At 59.3% G+C, this 16,946-nt stretch carries 12 protein-coding genes and 6 pseudogenes; 9 read left to right on the forward strand and 9 right to left on the reverse strand.

Annotated features, from left to right (window positions below):
- Nucleotides 1–160 precede the first annotated feature (160 nt).
- Both BRA471DRAFT_RS07505 and BRA471DRAFT_RS07510 read left to right on the forward strand, forming a co-directional pair.
- Nucleotides 161–1,183 carry a cytochrome-c peroxidase gene (locus BRA471DRAFT_RS07505; protein WP_007605908.1) on the forward strand — a complete coding sequence of 341 codons (1,023 nt, stop codon included), beginning with the start codon at nt 161–163 and terminating at the stop codon, nt 1,181–1,183.
- 436 nt (nt 1,184–1,619) lie between these two features.
- Nucleotides 1,620–2,376: pseudogene (locus BRA471DRAFT_RS07510) on the forward strand (hypothetical protein); the annotation flags it as partial.
- Nucleotides 2,377–3,240: 864 nt separating this feature from the next.
- Here BRA471DRAFT_RS07510 and BRA471DRAFT_RS07515 read toward each other — a convergent pair.
- The 3 genes and pseudogenes from BRA471DRAFT_RS07515 to BRA471DRAFT_RS07525 all read right to left on the reverse strand — a co-directional run.
- Nucleotides 3,241–5,337: an AAA family ATPase gene (locus BRA471DRAFT_RS07515; RefSeq protein WP_007605911.1), complete on the reverse strand. Its 2,097-nt coding sequence runs from the start codon at nt 5,335–5,337 to the stop codon at nt 3,241–3,243.
- A gap of 673 nt (nt 5,338–6,010) precedes the next feature.
- Nucleotides 6,011–6,376: a DNA cytosine methyltransferase gene (locus BRA471DRAFT_RS40245; RefSeq protein ID WP_157234008.1), complete on the reverse strand. Its 366-nt coding sequence runs from the start codon at nt 6,374–6,376 to the stop codon at nt 6,011–6,013.
- Nucleotides 6,366–6,575: pseudogene (locus BRA471DRAFT_RS07525) on the reverse strand (hypothetical protein); the annotation flags it as partial. The pseudogene BRA471DRAFT_RS07525 and the gene BRA471DRAFT_RS40245, both read right to left, overlap by 11 nt.
- Before the next feature lie 35 nt (nt 6,576–6,610).
- Here BRA471DRAFT_RS07525 and BRA471DRAFT_RS39505 point away from each other — a divergent pair.
- A complete protein-coding gene (locus tag BRA471DRAFT_RS39505; RefSeq protein WP_007605913.1) occupies nt 6,611–7,171 on the forward strand; it encodes a metallophosphoesterase family protein in 561 nt (186 codons plus the stop codon).
- A 225-nt stretch (nt 7,172–7,396) separates the two neighbouring features.
- On the opposite strand, the gene BRA471DRAFT_RS07540 is transcribed toward BRA471DRAFT_RS39505, so the two are convergent.
- The 4 genes and pseudogenes from BRA471DRAFT_RS07540 to ligD (BRA471DRAFT_RS07545) all read right to left on the reverse strand — a co-directional run bounded on the left by BRA471DRAFT_RS07540 (nt 7,397) and on the right by ligD (BRA471DRAFT_RS07545) (nt 9,314).
- The gene (locus BRA471DRAFT_RS07540) at nt 7,397–7,630 is read right to left on the reverse strand and encodes a hypothetical protein (RefSeq protein WP_007605914.1); all 234 of its coding nucleotides are present in this window, start codon (nt 7,628–7,630) and stop codon (nt 7,397–7,399) included.
- Nucleotides 7,617–7,805, reverse strand: a complete 189-nt coding sequence (locus BRA471DRAFT_RS38055) for a hypothetical protein (protein WP_007605915.1) — start codon at nt 7,803–7,805, stop codon at nt 7,617–7,619. Before BRA471DRAFT_RS38055 ends, BRA471DRAFT_RS07540 begins: the two co-directional genes overlap by 14 nt.
- Nucleotides 7,806–7,872: 67 nt before the next feature.
- Nucleotides 7,873–8,037, reverse strand: coding sequence for a hypothetical protein (locus tag BRA471DRAFT_RS38060; protein ID WP_007605917.1), 165 nt, complete (start codon nt 8,035–8,037; stop codon nt 7,873–7,875).
- Nucleotides 8,038–8,367: 330 nt separating this feature from the next.
- A pseudogene (ligD, locus tag BRA471DRAFT_RS07545) lies at nt 8,368–9,314 on the reverse strand (non-homologous end-joining DNA ligase).
- A 143-nt stretch (nt 9,315–9,457) separates the two neighbouring features.
- On the opposite strand from ligD (BRA471DRAFT_RS07545), the pseudogene BRA471DRAFT_RS39510 reads away from it, so the two are divergent.
- Nucleotides 9,458–10,073 (forward strand): annotated as a pseudogene (locus BRA471DRAFT_RS39510) (cell envelope biogenesis protein TolA).
- Nucleotides 10,074–10,277: 204 nt separating this feature from the next.
- Here BRA471DRAFT_RS39510 and ligD (BRA471DRAFT_RS07555) read toward each other — a convergent pair.
- The gene (ligD, locus tag BRA471DRAFT_RS07555) at nt 10,278–11,198 is read right to left on the reverse strand and encodes a non-homologous end-joining DNA ligase (protein WP_007605925.1); all 921 of its coding nucleotides are present in this window, start codon (nt 11,196–11,198) and stop codon (nt 10,278–10,280) included.
- 109 nt (nt 11,199–11,307) lie between these two features.
- Between ligD (BRA471DRAFT_RS07555) and BRA471DRAFT_RS07560 the strand changes: the two genes are divergently transcribed.
- Entirely contained in the window at nt 11,308–11,493 is a 186-nt protein-coding gene (locus tag BRA471DRAFT_RS07560) for a DUF3606 domain-containing protein (protein ID WP_007605926.1), read from the forward strand.
- Nucleotides 11,494–11,623: 130 nt separating this feature from the next.
- Here the strand turns inward: BRA471DRAFT_RS07560 and BRA471DRAFT_RS07565 are convergent.
- Nucleotides 11,624–11,889, reverse strand: a pseudogene (locus BRA471DRAFT_RS07565) (hypothetical protein).
- Between the two features lie 505 nt (nt 11,890–12,394).
- On the opposite strand from BRA471DRAFT_RS07565, the pseudogene BRA471DRAFT_RS07570 reads away from it, so the two are divergent.
- The 4 genes and pseudogenes from BRA471DRAFT_RS07570 to BRA471DRAFT_RS07585 all read left to right on the forward strand — a co-directional run bounded on the left by BRA471DRAFT_RS07570 (nt 12,395) and on the right by BRA471DRAFT_RS07585 (nt 16,911).
- Nucleotides 12,395–12,915 (forward strand): annotated as a pseudogene (locus tag BRA471DRAFT_RS07570) (thermonuclease family protein).
- A 134-nt stretch (nt 12,916–13,049) separates the two neighbouring features.
- Entirely contained in the window at nt 13,050–13,232 is a 183-nt protein-coding gene (locus tag BRA471DRAFT_RS07575; protein WP_007605933.1) for a hypothetical protein, read from the forward strand.
- 497 nt (nt 13,233–13,729) lie between these two features.
- Complete coding sequence (locus BRA471DRAFT_RS07580) at nt 13,730–14,686, forward strand: ArdC family protein (RefSeq protein WP_007605940.1); 957 nt, start codon at nt 13,730–13,732, stop codon at nt 14,684–14,686.
- A gap of 107 nt (nt 14,687–14,793) precedes the next feature.
- The gene (locus BRA471DRAFT_RS07585; protein ID WP_007605941.1) at nt 14,794–16,911 is read left to right on the forward strand and encodes a ParB/RepB/Spo0J family partition protein; all 2,118 of its coding nucleotides are present in this window, start codon (nt 14,794–14,796) and stop codon (nt 16,909–16,911) included.
- Nucleotides 16,912–16,946: the final 35 nt, after the last annotated feature.

A 16,946-nucleotide genomic window follows, 5' to 3' on the forward strand; every position in this document is an offset into this window, starting at 1 on the left:
CTTCACACGGATCCGCTGCACCAATTGTTGGCGCGCCCAAATCATGGAGGCGCACAGGTTTTCCGAAGGAGAGTTCGCTAAATCGGCAGTACCCGATACTTGCTATTAAGGCTTTTTTTCCGGGGGGCCATATAGAAGGCGATATATCGTCGAGGAGCCGATGAGGGTCTGGGTCAGCTTAGCTTTGCTCGCGGCATTTTTTCCGCCGGGCCAGCCGTTTGCCTCGGTAGCGGCGGAGACATCAGCCGATACCACGGCGCGCGCCAGCTATCGTCGGCCGGCGGCGATCCCTTTTCCCGATCGTAATCCCTACACGGTGCCGAAAGCTGCTCTCGGGGAAAGACTCTTCTTCGATGCGCTGCTCTCGAAGTCCCGCACCCGTTCCTGCGCGACATGCCACAATCCGTCGCTTTCCTGGGGGGATGGCCTTGCGCGTGCGATCGGCGAGGATCCCAGGGGCCTGCCATTGCGTGCGCCGACCCTGATCGATGTGGCGTTCACCGAACCGTTGGGGTGGGACGGCAAATTCAAGACTCTCGAAGCCGTCACGCTCGGGCCGATCACAGGCCGGGCCAACATGAATTTGACGGAATCAGAATTGATCGCGCGTCTCTCCGCTATCCCGGCCTATACTGACGCATTCGCAGCCGCATTCGGGGACGATGCGATCACGCGACCCAGGATCGAAGCCGCCTTGGCTACTTTTGAACGAACCATCGTTGCTGGCGAATCTCCATTCGACCGATGGATCATGGGAGACGAAACAGCGATCAGCGCGGCGGCAAAACGCGGGTTTGAGAGTTTCAACGGCAAAGCCCATTGCTCAAACTGCCACGGTGGAGCATCTTTTACTGACGGATCGTTTCACGATATTGGCGTCGCAAAGAACGACGACGTTGGACGCGGCCGGCTGTTTCCGACGTCGCAAAAGCTGCGGTACGCATTCAAAACGCCGACATTGCGCGATGTCGCGCGGCGTGCTCCCTACATGCATGATGGATCGGTCGCGACCCTCGAAGGGGTCATCGAACTCTATGACAAGGGTGGGATTGACCGTCCGAGTCGCTCGCCTTCAATAAGGCCTCTATCTCTTACGGAAAGCGAAAAAGCGGATTTGATCGCTTTTCTTCAGACGCTCACCGCATCCTCGAAGGATACGCCTTTTCCCAAATTAGCGCGGTGACCGGCGCCCCGATCGCGCGGTCGGGGAGGCTCTTAGGGAAAGTGCGGCAATGCCGCTCCCAGTAAGCCAAACACGAGGATGAGGAAACCGCCCGCCCACGTCTCCAGGGTTTCACTGCATGCTGTGAGCCGCTTTGCGGTGCGGGCCAGCGCCGAGCCCACGGGCACTCTCTTCGTACGAAACGCGCCGAACATGGACTACTCCAGACATCCGTTTTTGTCTTACATTCAGTACGACACTTGCATTGAAGGCCCGTCGTCAAAATCGGTAAAATTGAAGGGACTTGCGATAGTCTCGCCGCAAAATCCTTGTTGGCGTGTCGCCATTTACGCAGCGAACAACCGTCGGATGCGGGCTCCGTCATATCCTTAAAACTTATGCTAAGTTGAATACATCGTCAGAGGCGGGCGCTTTTCCAAGAGGGGTAGTTTTTTGGCTAAACACCGAGGAAATGATCCGTGCTGTCTGCGGATTTTTCTTCATCTCGCTTTGGGCGGTGGGCGGTATCTTGCTGACTCCGGAATTGAAAACGACTTCGCCAATGGTTGGGCCTTTGCAGCTCGCCATCGCCACAGGCCTGCTATCGCGCCGCACTATGCTCTTTTCCGCAGCGGGGATCGCCGTGCTGTTCGCGCTCGCCGTTCGAGACTACGGAACGTTTCAGCTGGCTGATTATCCGATCTTTCTGGGCCTTGCGGCCTACCTCGCGCTCACTGGCTTGCAAAAAGATCTGTTCGGCGTTCCGCCGCTCGATGTCGTTCGCTACGCAACCGCCGTCACGTTGATGTGGGCCTCGGTGGAAAAGTGGGCCTACCCGGAATGGAGCTTCCCACTTCTGATCGAGCACCCCGGCATGACGCTTGGGTTCGACAGTGAGTTCTATATGCGTGCCGCTGGTATGGTCGAATTCACGCTCGCGTTTGCCCTGGCTTGGACGCCACTGGTCCGGCGCGTTGCAGCTGCCATACTGCTTGGAATGTTCATCAGCGCGTGCTTCGAATTCGGCAAGATTGATTTGATCGGGCACTCGGCGATCATCGTCGTCCTGGTCGCGATACTTTCCGATAACCAGCCGAGTGAGGCCGACTATCGCGCTCCCTGGCTCGCTCCGGCCGGCCTATGTGCGGCGCTGACGGTTACGCTCTTCGCCTACTATGTCGCATGCAGTGATCTTCAATACCTCAATTCTGTAGGCGCGCTACTTTTTGACATGCACGCCAAGCTTCATCTTGGGATGAATGCCGCACAACACAGCGTAATCACCAGCCACTGAAAAGAGGACGTCGAATTGGCTGCCCGGCTGTTGATCGCCGGAATCGAATTCGAAGGTGTCTGAGCTCAAATATAGCCGGTCGTCGCCACGTCCTTGCGGGGAGACAAACAGTGGAGCCTCATGGCATCAGCTGCTGAGTAAAGATTGTTTGATTGCCCGCAGGGCATCAGAACAAATCCGCGTAGCAAATAATGAACTTCGGCACATAGGGAGCATGATTGAACGCTCGCCTGGCGTCAGCATGTTCTCTGCGAAGCCTTAATGGCGCTGTGTTCGGCTCACGCAGTGGAATCCGCAACCCTGGCCAGACGCAAACGGCGTCTCGCGCGTCTGACGGCGTTCCGCGAACGCTGACGAACCAAGGCGAGTGCTCCGCACCACCATCGCCCCGATTAAGCGTTGAAATTCGTCAAAGAATTCATCCAAGCGCTGGATTTGTGCTCATCGCGCGCCTCATTGCAGGAATCCATATCGGTATTAAGCGACGTTCCAGCAGATATCCACGCTATGAGACGGACCGCACTATGACCAATCGGGTACCAGCCGTCCTTGAACCGCTGGACAGCTCGGGAGACACCGCTCTCGCAGGAGTTGCCTGACGACGCTCTATCGGCCCGATAGCTTGCGTCCTAATTTCGGCGCCAGCGCCTCTTCTTCTGGCTCTGGATTCATTTCCGAAAAAGAGCTTCGTTCTGTATCAGCACACTTTCGGTGCGGGACCGTCATATTCTGATGATGGTTTTTTCTATGTCGGTGTGCCACTGCAACGCCATCGTCGTGATCACTAGCTAGCCATGGGCAACAGTCGTACGCACTCTTCGATGACGTACTCAGGAATGCTCTCGAACTTATGCGGATTGAGCTGCATCACATACTCATTCTCGATGTGATAGGACTCGTTGATAAATTTCCGGATCACGTCGTCGTCGTGATCAATGTTGAAAACCCGGAATAGCTGGATTTTCTCATAACCGACGTCTGTGGCCAAAAATTTCGCACGGATGCAGTTTACATCGTTCACCTCCGCGACAAGTGCGTCGTAGGAAAACCCGGGAAGGTGCTCTTGTCGGATGCTGGCTTCTGCTGCCCCCTTTTCCTCGGACGTCATATCCCGGTTTTCGGTTTTTGATTGCAGCGTCGGCACTGCTCGCCCCTTGAACAGGCTAGCTAGAAGATTGTATTCCAATCCGACATCATCCCGCAGCTCGTAATCGCGCCGCAAATAAATGGCTGCGAGAATCGGGTCCTGCAGGGCGGCGATGTTTGCTTTACAGACCTTCCCGAACGTTTGGATGTCCTCCTTCGAAATGGGGACTTCCCTCACCACACCGCCCCGCGACGACAGAAACGATGCCGAGGGCTTGGATGCTTGGAAAACATCTTTAGTGCTCTTTATGACATCAATGGCAGGCTCGATATCGTGCGTGAGCATCAAGGTCGTTCGCCCATTGAGACTGGCTTTGCCTTTGAACAACTCGTGAAGAATGGCGAACTTTTTGTTCTTGTCGAATGAGGATATTGGGTCATCCAGCACTACTAGGTCCGGATTCTCACTGAAGACCTGGTACATAAAAAGAACCAGAGCAAAGGCGTTTTTCTCACCGTAGCTCAAGTGTTTTGAGGCGGTCTCGAGGTGCCCAACCAAATCACGGTGCACCAGCTTCATTTTGTAGGATTCGGCCTCCGGCACGATCTCCACCGTGTATTTATAACCTGCGGACTTTAGGAACGCGTTGATGCTTGCCTGATTAGACTCAATAGTCTTCTTGATTTTGCTTTTGTGCTTTTTGATCTGTCCGGTCAATTCGCCAACTTTCGACAAGAGGCTTTCCAGCTGCGCATTGACGGGATCCGTGATGCTCCTTGTGTCCTCGGAGTCCATCTTGTCCATCAGCGCCAGGTCAATCTTCAGTGGCGTAATCCGTGCGCTGATTTGCTCAACGTCCCTCAAAGAGAAGAACGAAATAGCCCGCAGGCCTTCCAGTTGAGTGATCAACCCATCTATTTCAGCCTTTAGTCCGGTCAAGAAGCTGAGTTCCTGCGCTGTCAGCTCGAGCCTGGTTTTCGTGACCTTTTCTAGGTTTTCACGGCACTTCTCGCTGAAGTATTTGCCGAGCCTTTCGATGACCGCTTTCAGAGTATTTAGATGGCCGACCGCCGTAGCATCGTACTCCTTCTCTACAGCGAGAGCAGTGTCTTTCTGGCCCTCGCCTGCTAGCGCGGTGGAGCAATAGGGGCAGGTGTCGCCCAGCTTCAAGAAGTCGTTGCCCTTGATCTGCCAAGCGATCCACTTGGATGGCTCGTTGCTCCGGATGAATGTCTCGAACGGTTTAAGGGCCACAGGAATGTTTTCGATCTTGTTGCCAGTGCCGAACGCCTTATGAATCTTGCTGCTTTTTGGAATGCTGCCTGGTTTAGACTTACCAAAAGCATCGCGCAGTTCCTTCAGATCGGTGATGGTCTGCTCGATCTCTGCGTTGTTCGTCAGCGCCTGCTTAATCCCTGATAGCAGCGAGTCGATAGCAACCATCGCAGCGACGTATTCCGGGGTCTTTATGAAGATGTCGAAGCTATTTTTGAGAACTTCGTCTTTTTGGAATACGAACTGCTGAACGTAGTCGTCATCAAAGACCAAGGCCGATGCCAAGCTGTCGATGCCTTCAACCTGTGGAGGTGCCGCCTCCGCATTGCCACGGTGTTTGAATGGTACGAGGTCTTGAAGGCCACCGTCCCCTCTGATCTTGCTGACGATTGCCTTAGCCAATGTGCTTTTGCCCAATCCATTCGGGCCATACTTAATATTGAGCGTGCCTTTCGTGAGAACTACTTCGGCACAGTCCACGCTGTTGCAGTTGCTGATGGCAATATTGAATTGAGTCATAAGGTCCCCGGCACTTGAGAATGCGCATTTTCGTTCAATGCTGTAAACGTTCTCGCGACTAAAGGGTGTAGAACATCAATCTGGTATGTCCAAGAGGAAGCCGCGCATAAGCCCCCCTTTCAATGCCGGCCAGGCGGCCATAGCGAGGTATGCGCTGACGCTGGCTCCGCTGGTCATTGTGCGACCTGTCGAGTTGCAACAGGCGGAATGGACCGGGTTCAGCCTGGCTGACGAGGAAATGGCGCATAGTCTGCTAGTGTCGGCAGCAAGTTTGCCAAGCGTTCGCCGCTGTTCACCAGCGGCTTATTCAACCAATATTCCACGAAGGCGGCCGATGGCTACCTGAGTACCTGAGTATGCTGGCGCTCCGCCGCCTCATTTACAAGCTGAAATCACTCGGAGTACCCACGTCGGCTGTGGCGTTCATGTAGAATTGGCACGTAGTTCTGGGAAGGCTCACGAATGAGGTATCAGGCGGAGAATGGCCATGACCTCATCCAAGTGACGCTTTTCAACAAGTACCGGGATCGATGTCGCCTTTTTCGCTCGGCATACGGCAAGGCGATGGTGCCCACCAACGATGCGGATACGATCCCCAGCAGGCATTATCCAAGGAGGTGTGAGGGGTCGCCCTTCGGAGCAGTGGACCACAGCTCGAGCCGTCTTGAACCGATCACCCACCGTCCATAACTCGTCTGGATCGCGGCGGCTCCCCAAGCAGCAGCTCGTCCGCAAGCCCATCGGGGAAACAAAACGCGGCGCCGTCACGAGCCCCGACAATGAACATCCTTCGTCGAAGTTGAGGAACTCCGCAGTCCGCAGCGTTCAAGATATCGTGACGGGCGTAGTGCTCAGCATGAGTGCGGCAGAAGCGGGTATCGAGCCCATTCTGTGTGGCAGCTCGGGCGGGATTCCTGCAGGCGACGACACGCCAGTTCTTGAACATGCCGCTCGGCTCTGCAGCTCTTTGCTTCACATCCTGCTTTCCTTGCTTCAACTTGATGGTGTTCACGCACATGTCGCCTTTAGTCACTCTCATCGCCGTCGCTCCACATCCGCTCGTTCCAGCTTTCGCAAAGAAGTCTGTCGGCCTGCTGCATCATCGCCTCACCTTTGGCCCGCATCTCGGCCGATTGGGCGGCCAGGATGTTGGCCATCGCGCGTGCTTTGCCAAGCTCTTTCGCCAGAGCCTTGCGATCGCCGCCCGGCAGGGGCGCAGGGTGATACTTCGGGGCCATCCGGACATCCAGGCACAAGAGATCGGATCGGCGATATGGAAGCGGGTTACGGCGTGTCGAGCGCCGGCCTGCAGCCATCTTCTTCATGCCTGCCGGTGCGCTGCTGGCAGGTGTTGTCGAGCAGTCGCTGCGCGACGTCCTTCCAGACCGCGTTGCCGCCATACAATCGGACTGCATCGGCGGTCTGGATTTCCACGGTCCGCTCGCAGCGGCGGCAGGAGATGCGCAGGACGTGGCGCTGGATTTCCGAAAGACGTCGCTGGCGCCGGATCGCGCCCGTCACGGCCATCCGTGGAAACGTGGACAGCGGCGAGTGGGCCCGCCAATATCCCGACACGACGCTCGTGCGCTTGGCGGGAAAGTCGATCTACGTTCTGCACGACCTGAAGACGCTGCAGGACGATCTTGGTGCCGGCATTGACGTCATCGTCTGCGGGCATTCCCACGTGCCGAAGATCAACACGGTCGGTGGCGTTCTCTACCTGAATCCCGGCAGCGCTGGACGGCGACGCTTCAAGCTGCCGATCACGCTTGCGACGCTCGAAGTCACGCCCGAGGGCATGCGACCGGAAATCCACGACCTTGGAGGCGACTGAACACACGACCGGGAGGGAATTCACAGCTGAGGAAGAGACAGGTGAGGGCGGTCGCGAAGGATCGCGCGGATGGAGGCGCCTGGTGATATTGCGCCTCCTTCAGATACGACCGCCATGACGCCGGCTCGGAAGGGCGGATATCGTACTTCTTGAATTCCGCTGGCGCCATTGCGGCGGCTTCATCGTGATCGCTACGGAAGCCAAGCTCGCCGCGAACAAGAAAGGCTAAAACGACGCCGGGAGAGGGGTTCGGTGAACCGTCGCCAACGTCGTCACTTTCCGCTCCTCAGGAAACCGCTCCAGCGTCATCAACGCCAGCTCAACGAGGCGAGGCAGCGGCTCGGTCGATTTCTCCCAGGTGATGATGGTCTGACGCGATTTGACGCCCAGCGCCATCCGCAACGTGTCCTGGGTGAATCGGTTACGGCTGCGCCATTCCGGGAGCTCAGTGCCGAGCATCGGTCGGCTCCACCGTCGTGACGGTTTCCTCGGCGGCGACATGGCCGCTCCACCAATTCAGCTTGACCTTACGAGTGCGCACGACCAGGCGGTGCAGGCCGCTTGCCATCGCCTTGCGAATGACGTCCAATGTTTGGACGTCAATTTTTTGGACATTTTTTGGTGATTCGCTCATCGATACCTCTGAAACTACAGATGAAACGGGATTTCGGCACCATCACCATACGGGCAGATGGTTAAATTCAACTTAAACGCCGAGAACTTAATTTCTTGCGAACATCCGGTTTCAGCCGCTTGCCTGACGCGTAGGCAGCAGCAAGCTCGCCCGCGACCAAAAGGACGAGCGCTCCGAAGGTGTAGGCATCGTGAATGGTGTAAATAATTGCAGCCCAGCCGATGGTCTTCATAGGACAATCCCCACGTGCCCAGGCTTTCGCCGAGGCGAGTTACGTGTTGGGATCATCCCTGCGCAATCGAGGCCCATTGCGCGTGATGCACAGCGTGCGCACCAGGAAGATCATTCTAGAGCCGGCGGCGTGCCGGCAGCCATTGTTGGGATCGCTAGTCCCTATTCTCCCCGTATTACGATCCGAGGTGCGAGCAATCGTCGCCACCGGGCTGTGGGTCTGACTATGCTCTGATGCGGACTTCTGTGTCCGCCCGATTCATGGCGGATTCGCGGCGGCTCACGCGACGCCGGTTCAATTCCGTTCGCCGGTTGGGCACGAAGGGAAGCGCTATTTTCGAGAACGTTCTCGTTCGCGCACGACATCCTTCGCCCGCTTGTCGGACCTGAGCCCGAGGAAGACGGGTTGGCGCAGTTCGCCCTTGCTGGTCTATTCCGCAAATTTGACCTCGGCCACCAACGAGGGCCTGACCCAGGTCGTCGCGGCCTCATCCTTCACTCTGGCAGGGAAGGGTGATTTTGAGGCCGTCAGCTTCATGAGCTTGGCATGGATGTCTTCCAGGACCTTGTGACTGAAGCCAGTGCCGACATGACCGATGTAGCGCCAAGCGTCATCTTCGCGCACGGCGAGGACCAGGGCGCCGAAGAACGGCCTGTTGCGCCTGGGCGCCGTGAAGCCTGCGATCACCACTTCCTGTCGCTTTGCCGTCTTGATCTTCAGCCAATCCGGGGTCCGGCTTCCGGACGCATACGCGCTGTCGGCGCGCTTCGCCATGATGCCTTCGAGACCCTTCCGCTCGGCCTCGGCGAAGAATTTCGTGCCGTTCCCTTTACGGTGAGCGCTGAAGGCGATCAGCTTGTCGCGCGGCAGAATTGCCTTCAATCGCTTTTTGCGCTCGAGGAGGGGGTGGCTGCGCAAGTCCGCTGCGTTCTCAAACATGAGATCGAACGCGCAATACAGCAGCTTGGCCTCGTGGCGCAGCGCGTTTTGAAGTAACTGGAAATGCGAGATGCCATCCTTACCGATCGCGACAAGCTCACCGTCGATCACGGCGTCGCCCTTCACGCCTCCAGCGCTTTGGCAACCTCGATATAGCTGCGGCTGATGATCTTGCCGTTGCGGCTGTAGAGCGCAACCTTGCCCCGCCGGATTTCGGCGATCATTCGGAATCCGTCGTACTTGTCCTCGAAAACCCAGCTGAGGTCGTCGAACGGCGCGTCGGTGAGCGTAGCGAGCATCGGCTGCAGGCGCTTGGGCAGGGTCGACGTCCGGCTCATTCGAGGCCAATCCTTAAGAGCGCGTTGCGAAATGCATGGACGTCCTTCAAGGATTAGGGAACGCTTCGAGGCCTTGTCGTGTTCCGCAGGCGCCGTGGCGTGCGCGACGTTGACGATCGATCGGGAAAGGGCGGATCAAACCGATGGCAAGAAAACTGAAGACCTACTACCAGACTTCGCTGGGCTTCTTCGATCAGGCGATCGCCGCGCCATCGATGAAGGTGGCGCTGGAGGCGTGGGCGCTAACAGCAATCTCTTCCATCAGGGCGCGGCGAAGGAGAGCGACGACCCGGACGTTATCGCCGCGACTATGGCAAGGCCCGGCGTCGTTCTCAGACGTCCGGTTGGAACCGGCCGGCCTTTCAGTGAGCATGCCGTGCTGCCCACCGATCTTGAGGGCGGAAAACGAACGAAAGCCGCCCGCAAGTCGAAAGGCTCAAAGGCGAAGAAGCGTTCCTCTCGCCCCGTCGACAGGGCTGCCGAGCGGAAGCCACTCTCGCCTACGAACGGGAGCAAAGGCGCCGCGAGCTTGAACGGGCGAAGGAAGAGGCCGCCAGGCAGAAGGAGCGTGAACGCCATCAGCAGGAGGTCGATAAGGCGCAGGCTGCATTGGACAAGGCCGAGCAGGAGCACGCGAAGCGGGCGGCTGCCATCCAGGTCGAGGTCGTGGCTCTTGAGAAGAGATCGCAAACTGAAGAAGCCCGCTGGGATAAGGAGAAGGAGCGATTGGAAGCTGCGTTGCGGCGGGCGCGGGGTTAGTTTCTGTGGTGGGACTCACGAGCAAAGGCCAGCGGTCTCCTTCAAGCGTTCATCGTTCGGGATCTGATACGCGTGCTGCGGCCTGGTTCACTGCGGCGCGGTCCCGTCGCTTCTCAGGGGCGAGCTCCATGACGGCCTGATGTAGCTCGGCCGGTATCGTCAGTTGACTCTCCAGGGGCTTGTTGGCCCGATCAAATGCATCCATCACAAATCCTCCCGCAGGCCCCGGAAGAACGGGTGCCGGACCTTTCCCTCGGCCGACTTCGCGCGGTACTCGATCTCGGCGAGCAGCTTTGGTTCGACCCAGATGCCCTTATGTGCGATCCGCTTGGTGTGCGGCTGCGTCTTCCGGATCAGCGGCTTCAGTCTTTTCTGGAGGTCAGCGGCGAACGTCTTGTCAAAGCCGTGGTCGGCCTTGCCCGCATAGATCAGATCGTCGCCCTTGAGGCGGCCGACATAGATGCCGTCCCATTTTCCCTCGTCGAGCGAGAAGCCGGCGATGGTCAGCGTCTCGCGCTGGATGCAGGTTTTCTTCACCCAGTCGCTTGTACGGCCCTTCGGATAGGGACCGTCTCGCACCTTCGAGACAACACCTTCCAGGCCGAATTTGCAGGCGTGCGCGAACATCTCGCGTCCCTCGATCTCGAAGCTTTCGCTGAACTGGACGTCGGTGCCGGTTAGGATCTTCTTGAGTTCGGCTTTGCGCTGAATGAGCGGCAGCTTCCGGAGATCGCGGCCGTTCAGATAGAGCAGATCGAACGCCACCAGCACGATCTTGGTCGACTTGCCTTTGAGCTCGTTCTGCAGCACCGAGAAATCGGTCGTGCCGTCGGCGGCGGGAACGACGATCTCGCCGTCGATGACGGCGGACCTCGCCTTGATGCGCCAGGCATCGTCGGCGACCTTCTTGAAGCGATGCGTCCAGTCGTGGCCACGCCGGGTGAAGATCCTGGCCGCCTCGTTGGCCAGATGCACCTGCACCCGGTAGCCGTCGAACTTGATTTCGTGAATCCATCGGCTACCGGAGGGTACCCTCTCGATCGAGGTCGCCAAGGCCGGTTCGATGAAGCCGGGCAACGGCGCCTTCACGCCGATGGCCGCGGGTCTTTTGCGCTGAAACGCCACTGAAGCACTCCACGCAACAGCTGATTCAAACTGACACAGTTCGAATCGTTCCGGAACCCGTGAATCCCTTGCCGCGTTGGTTTGTCATCAAATCCGACAGGAGGAGCCGATGGCGGCAGCGAAGAAGAAGATGGCGCGCGGGCGCAAGCAGGACCGGGCCCGTGTGGCCGGCGGGCAAAAGTATGAAGTGGGGTACGAGTCCAAGAAGACAGGTCGGTCGGCGTCGGCGGTCAAGAAAGCTGTCAAGAAGGTCGGCAACAGCCGGAAGCGGGTCGAGAAGCGTCTCGGGCGCTGATCTTTGCTCGCGTCGATTGTCCGTCACGTTGCCTAGAGCGTCTTCGAGCGAAGTGGGTAACGGTTCGCGTAAAGAAAACGCGTCAAAACTGGACTCTAGAGCCCCGTTCCGATTCCATCGGAACGGGGCTCTAGACCTCGGGCGGGCATTCGGGGCAGGTATCGCCGGAAGAGTCCAGGACCTCGGTCATCGCGCCGGTGGCCGCCTCGGGCGAAAGCCCGGTGGCGGATCCAGGCGGGCGATTTCGAACACCCGCTCACGGGCGTGCGGGTCTGCGCGGTCCTGCATCCAGCCGTGGTACTCACATTTGCGGATCGCGGCTGCTTCCTGCAGCGCGGCTATCGCCCACCCCCGGACCGTGCGGATCGCCGCCCGCCTCTCCTTGGTCATCAGCATCAAGATCGCTCCTCCGCGCGGGACGAATCCTTGCAGCCTAGGTTCGTTCCGGCTGCTAATACCGAGCAGGGATTCCATATCGTCGGCGCAGGTGCTTTTCTACCTGTTCCGCCGCCCTGTGCAAAACCAGGCACGCTGCAATCTTGTCTTCCTTGTCCGCCTCGCGCATGACGACTTTCAGCGCCTTGTCCGGCAAAGCGCGCTGCAGCGCCCTTGCCTCATCCCAACGGGCGCGCCGGGACGAAATTTACGCGCTTTTGCCGGCTGAGGGGCCTGGCATTCACCGCGACCGGCGAAGTTATTAGAGAATGATGGGTCTGGAAGGTTTATGAATCCACCTGGCCGATGGATGCAATTCTGTTCTGGGCTCGCTTCGAGGGACGCTGGCTGCGCGGCGCGGAGTTTCACTATCCCGAGCGGTCCGAGCTCCGCCGGCGCTGAAACCCCCTTGAGAACTGGCCGAAATCAATCCGCGAGATTTGCGGCAGCTACAAGGTCATTGGAAATGCGTCGAACCGCTGTCGCATTGATTCTCACAATTCTGTCGAGCGGGGCCTTGGCCGATGATTTTGTCGGACAGGCCAGCGTGATCGACGGCGACACGCTGGACATGCATGGCGTGCGCATCCGGCTTTGGGCATTGATGCACCGGAAAGCAGCCAGCTGTGCCGCGGCGAAGACAGCTTGCAATACCGTTGCGGTGCGCAGGCCGCAAACGACCTTGACGCCTTCATTGCCCGCCGTCCCGTCAATTGTGTCCCGGTCAGCCTCGACCCGTATGGCCGCGCGGTGGCGACCTGCTCGGTTGGTGGTACGGACCTCGGCGAATGGCTTGTGCACAACGGTCTTGCGTTGGATTGGCCTCAATATTCGAAGGGCAGATATCGCGAAGCTCAGCGCGAGGCTGAGCGCACCGGCCAGGGTCTCTGGAAGGGCAGTTACGTGGAGCCATGGCTCTATCGTGCATGCATCCGCGCAAGTGGAAAGCCGTCCGCCTGTTCGGATGATGCAAATGCCCATCCTTGATGCGATCCCGGCAAGGCGCCAATCCACAACGTGCGTTGGCCAATCACCGCACTTGCGCAGGTGGCTCTGGCGCGGTTTGGGCGACTCACGCTACCCATCATTCTTGAACCACCTCACTGCATAATGGGAATGAAATGGTTGCTGCCACCCGTGAATTGCCGGCCTCTGGTTACGCGCTTGAAGTCGACGGCCGGCTCAAAGCCGAATTTACAACCAGAGACGGCGCCAGGGCAGGAGGCGAAGAACTGAAGAAGCGTTTTCCCATGCTTCAGATCAGGATCTATGACGCGCAGACGCATGCGCGCGAGGAAATCTAGGTTCTCCGACTCAAGCTTTGGGGGAGTTCTTCCGCTCGCGCGCGTGCGGCTCCGCCGCATCGGGCTTTCGTGAACCGAGCCGCGTTGCGTCTCGGCCATCCGGCTTTAATCCCTCGCGCAAGGGGATGCGGAGCTCCTCGCCGGGGCACTCGGAAAAGGGGCTCGCCTGCGGCGATCGCTATCACTGCCCCGTTCCCGGGTGCCCTCTTAACCGGTCTCGTCGCTGCACTCGGACCCGCGTGTCCCTTCGGGTCGCTATGCTCACGCTCTCCGGGTGCTATTTTCCCTTGAGGCGATGCGCCCCTGGCGCACGCCTGGTCGGGCCTGCGGCCCTAGGGAGCTCAACGCAATTCCCATGAACACCGATTGAAGGCGGGCTGCCTCGCAGATGTCGTATTCTCTCAGGTAGAGGCGAGAGTCAGAGTGTCGGCCGGGTTTTGCCGTGACGGGTTACAGGCTGCGAGAGAAGCTCGCGGCGCCCGTCGCGGAGATCCGCGATGTCCAGACACCATACTCGGGCGCGCACCGGTGAGGACCGGGCAAACCTTTATGACGAAATCACCAACAAGATCATCGCCGAACTGGAGGCTGGCCGAGTGCCATGGGTGCAGCCTTGGGGTACCGCGGCGGCGAAGGCGCCTTTGGCCATGCCGAAAAGCGCCGCGACCGGCCGTCAGTATAGCGGCATCAATGTTCTGATTCTCTGGGGAGCAGCCACTGAGCGCGCATTCACAGGGCAGAGCTGGCTCACATTCCGTCAGGCGCTGTCGCTCGGTGGTCACGTCCGCAAGGGCGAACGCGGCACGACCGTCGTCTATGCCGACCGCTTTGTGCCGGTCGACGAAAAGCGCCGCGCACATGAGACCGGCGAAGAGGCACAAGCTGTTCCGTTCTTGAAGCGCTTCAACGTTTTCAATCTCGATCAATGCGACGGGCTGGCTTCGGACATCGTAACCGCTGCGCCACCACCGCCACCCGGCATGATCGAGCCGACGGTCGATGCTCTGATCCAGGCGACCGGCATCGACTTCCGCATCGGCGGCAACCGCGCCTTCTACGTGCCGACGGAAGATTATGTGCAGGTGCCCCCGCCGCAAGCCTATTTCGAACCGATCAATTGGCATCGAACGGCCCTGCATGAATTGGCGCATGCCAGCGGCCATGCATCGCGTCTCAACCGCGACTTGTCGGGCAGCTTTGGTACCAGGAAGTACGCCTTCGAGGAGTTGGTTGCGGAAATCTCGTCGGCGTTCAGTTGCGCCTCGCTCGGTATGGTGCCCACGGTGCGGCACGCCGACTATATCGGCTCGTGGCTTGAAGTCTTGCGCGAGGACAATCGTGCAATTGTCCGGGCCGCTTCCCAGGCCAGCAAGGTAGCGGACTATCTCCTTGGATTCTTGCCGGAAGTGGTTGTCGACATCACCACGGAGAGAGCGGATCAGGAAGCGGCGTGAGGTTCTCCTCCGTCACCGCGAGCACGAGAGTGAGAGGGCAGGGGCGTTTCCGCGACGGGTTGGAGGTCGAGAGAGAGGCTCTCGGCTGCCCGTCGTGGAGAATCGATATGACGAAGGCTGTCCAAAAGATCACGCTGTCCCCCTCACGTGACATTCCGTTCAACAAGCTGGTCCTGAGCCAGTCCAATGTCCGGCATGTGAAGGCGGGCGTTTCCATCGAGCAACTCGCCGAAAGCATCGCGCTGCGTACGCTCCTGCAAAGTCTCAACGTGCGGGCGGTTGTGGACGCCGAAGGCAATGAGACCGGCATGTTCGAGGTGCCGGCGGGTGGCCGACGTTATCGCGCGCTGGAGCTTCTCGTAAAGCAGAAGCGCATGGCGAAGACGCAGGCGGTTCCTTGTGTCGTGCGCGAGGGGGGCATCGCTGAAGACGACTCGCTTGCAGAGAATGACGAGCGGATAGGGCTTCATCCGCTCGATCAGTTCCGGGCATTCCAGACCTTGAGTAGCGCCGGCATGTCCGACGAGGATATCGCGGCCCGGCATTTCGTGACACCGGTCGTCGTGAAGCAACGCCTCCGGCTGGCGTCGGTGTCGCCGAAGCTGCATGAGGTCTATGCCGAAGACGGCATGACGCTCGAGCAGCTCATGGCGTTCTCGGTCACAGCCGATCACGCCCGCCAGGAGCAAGTCTGGGAGAACGTCAGCCGATCCGGCTATGATGAGCCCTATCAGATCCGGCGAATGCTCACGGAAAATACCGTGCGCGCGTCCGATCGCCGCGTTCAGTTCATTGGGCTGGATGCTTACGAGCAGGCTGGTGGCGGCGTTTTGCGGGATCTGTTCGAGCACGATGATGGCGGCTGGCTTCAGGACGTTGCTTTGCTCGACCGTCTCGTGACAGAAAAGCTCAAAGCCGAAGCCGAGACGATTGCAGCCGAAGGCTGGAAGTGGATTTCGGTCGCCGTCGAATTCCCCTACGGCCACACGGAGGGCCTGCGCGAAATCGATGGCAAACCTGTCGATCTCTCCCCCGAGGAGCAGGCCACTATCGACGCCCTTAACGCGGAGCAAGCCAGGCTTGAATCCGATTATCAGGATGCGGACGAGTTGGCCGATGAGGTCGATCGGCGCCTCGGCGAAATCGAGGCGGCGATGGTCGCGTTCGAACACCGGCCGATGATGTACGAGCCGGCCGAGATCGCCTGCGCTGGCGTCTTCGTCAGCATCGATTCCGAAGGGCGCCTCTCGGTGGATCGGGGTTACGTCCGGCCGGAAGACGATGTGTCGGCGGCCGAGCCCGATGTCGGGCAGGACGCCGATACACAGTCGATCGAGGGGAAGGCGGCTGGTACTTCCGTCCAGCGCACGGTCATCGCGGTGGCTGGCGGCGCTGCTGACACGGAAGAAGATGATGAGGACGCGACCAAACCTCTGCCGGATCGGCTGATCACCGAGCTGACAGCGCATCGCACGCTGGCGTTGCGGGATGCGCTGGCGGAAAATCCTGCGATTGCGTTCCAGGCGGTGCTGCACAACTTCGTGCTGACGGCCTTTTACCGGTCCGCTTCATCCGGAAGCTGCCTTGAGATCGGACTTCGCACGCCGACCTTTCCGGCTCAAGCGCCTGGCTTGAGGGATAGCGCGTCCGCGAAGTCCGTTGAGGCGCGGCATGAATCCTGGAAAGCACGATTGCCGGACAGCGAGAACGATCTCTGGGATGCGCTCACAGTCCTCGACGACGCCGCACAGGCATCCCTGTTCGCCCACTGCGCGTCATTTGCGGTCAACGCCGTCTATGAGCCGGCCAGCCGCTACAATCAGGGCCGCGTCTCCGCCCACGGCGTCCGCACCCGGCTCGACCAAGCTGATGTTCTGGCGCGTGCGGTCGGCCTCGACATGGTTCAGGCTGGGTGGAAGGCCTCCGTCGACAACTATCTCGGCCGGGTCACCAAGCCTCGCATTCTGGAGGCAGTGCGGGAAGCCAAGGGCGAGTCGTCTGCGCAGTTGATCGACCACCTGAAGAAGGCGGACATGGCCAGGGAGGCTGAGCGTCTGCTCGATGATTCGGGCTGGTTGCCGGAGCCGCTGCGTCTCGTCGATCCCAATGCGGCGTCAGGGGAGCAGGAGAGTGAAGCGGGCCCGCTCCCCGAATTCCTCGCCGATGACGAGGATCGGGACAACGCGGGCGACGATGATCCGCAACAGCTCGACGCGGCTGAGTGACATCGTAGAAAGGGACGGCTCCGGCCGTCCGGCAA

The sequence above is a fragment of the Bradyrhizobium sp. WSM471 genome (assembly GCF_000244915.1).
Classification (GTDB): Bacteria; Pseudomonadota; Alphaproteobacteria; order Rhizobiales; family Xanthobacteraceae; genus Bradyrhizobium.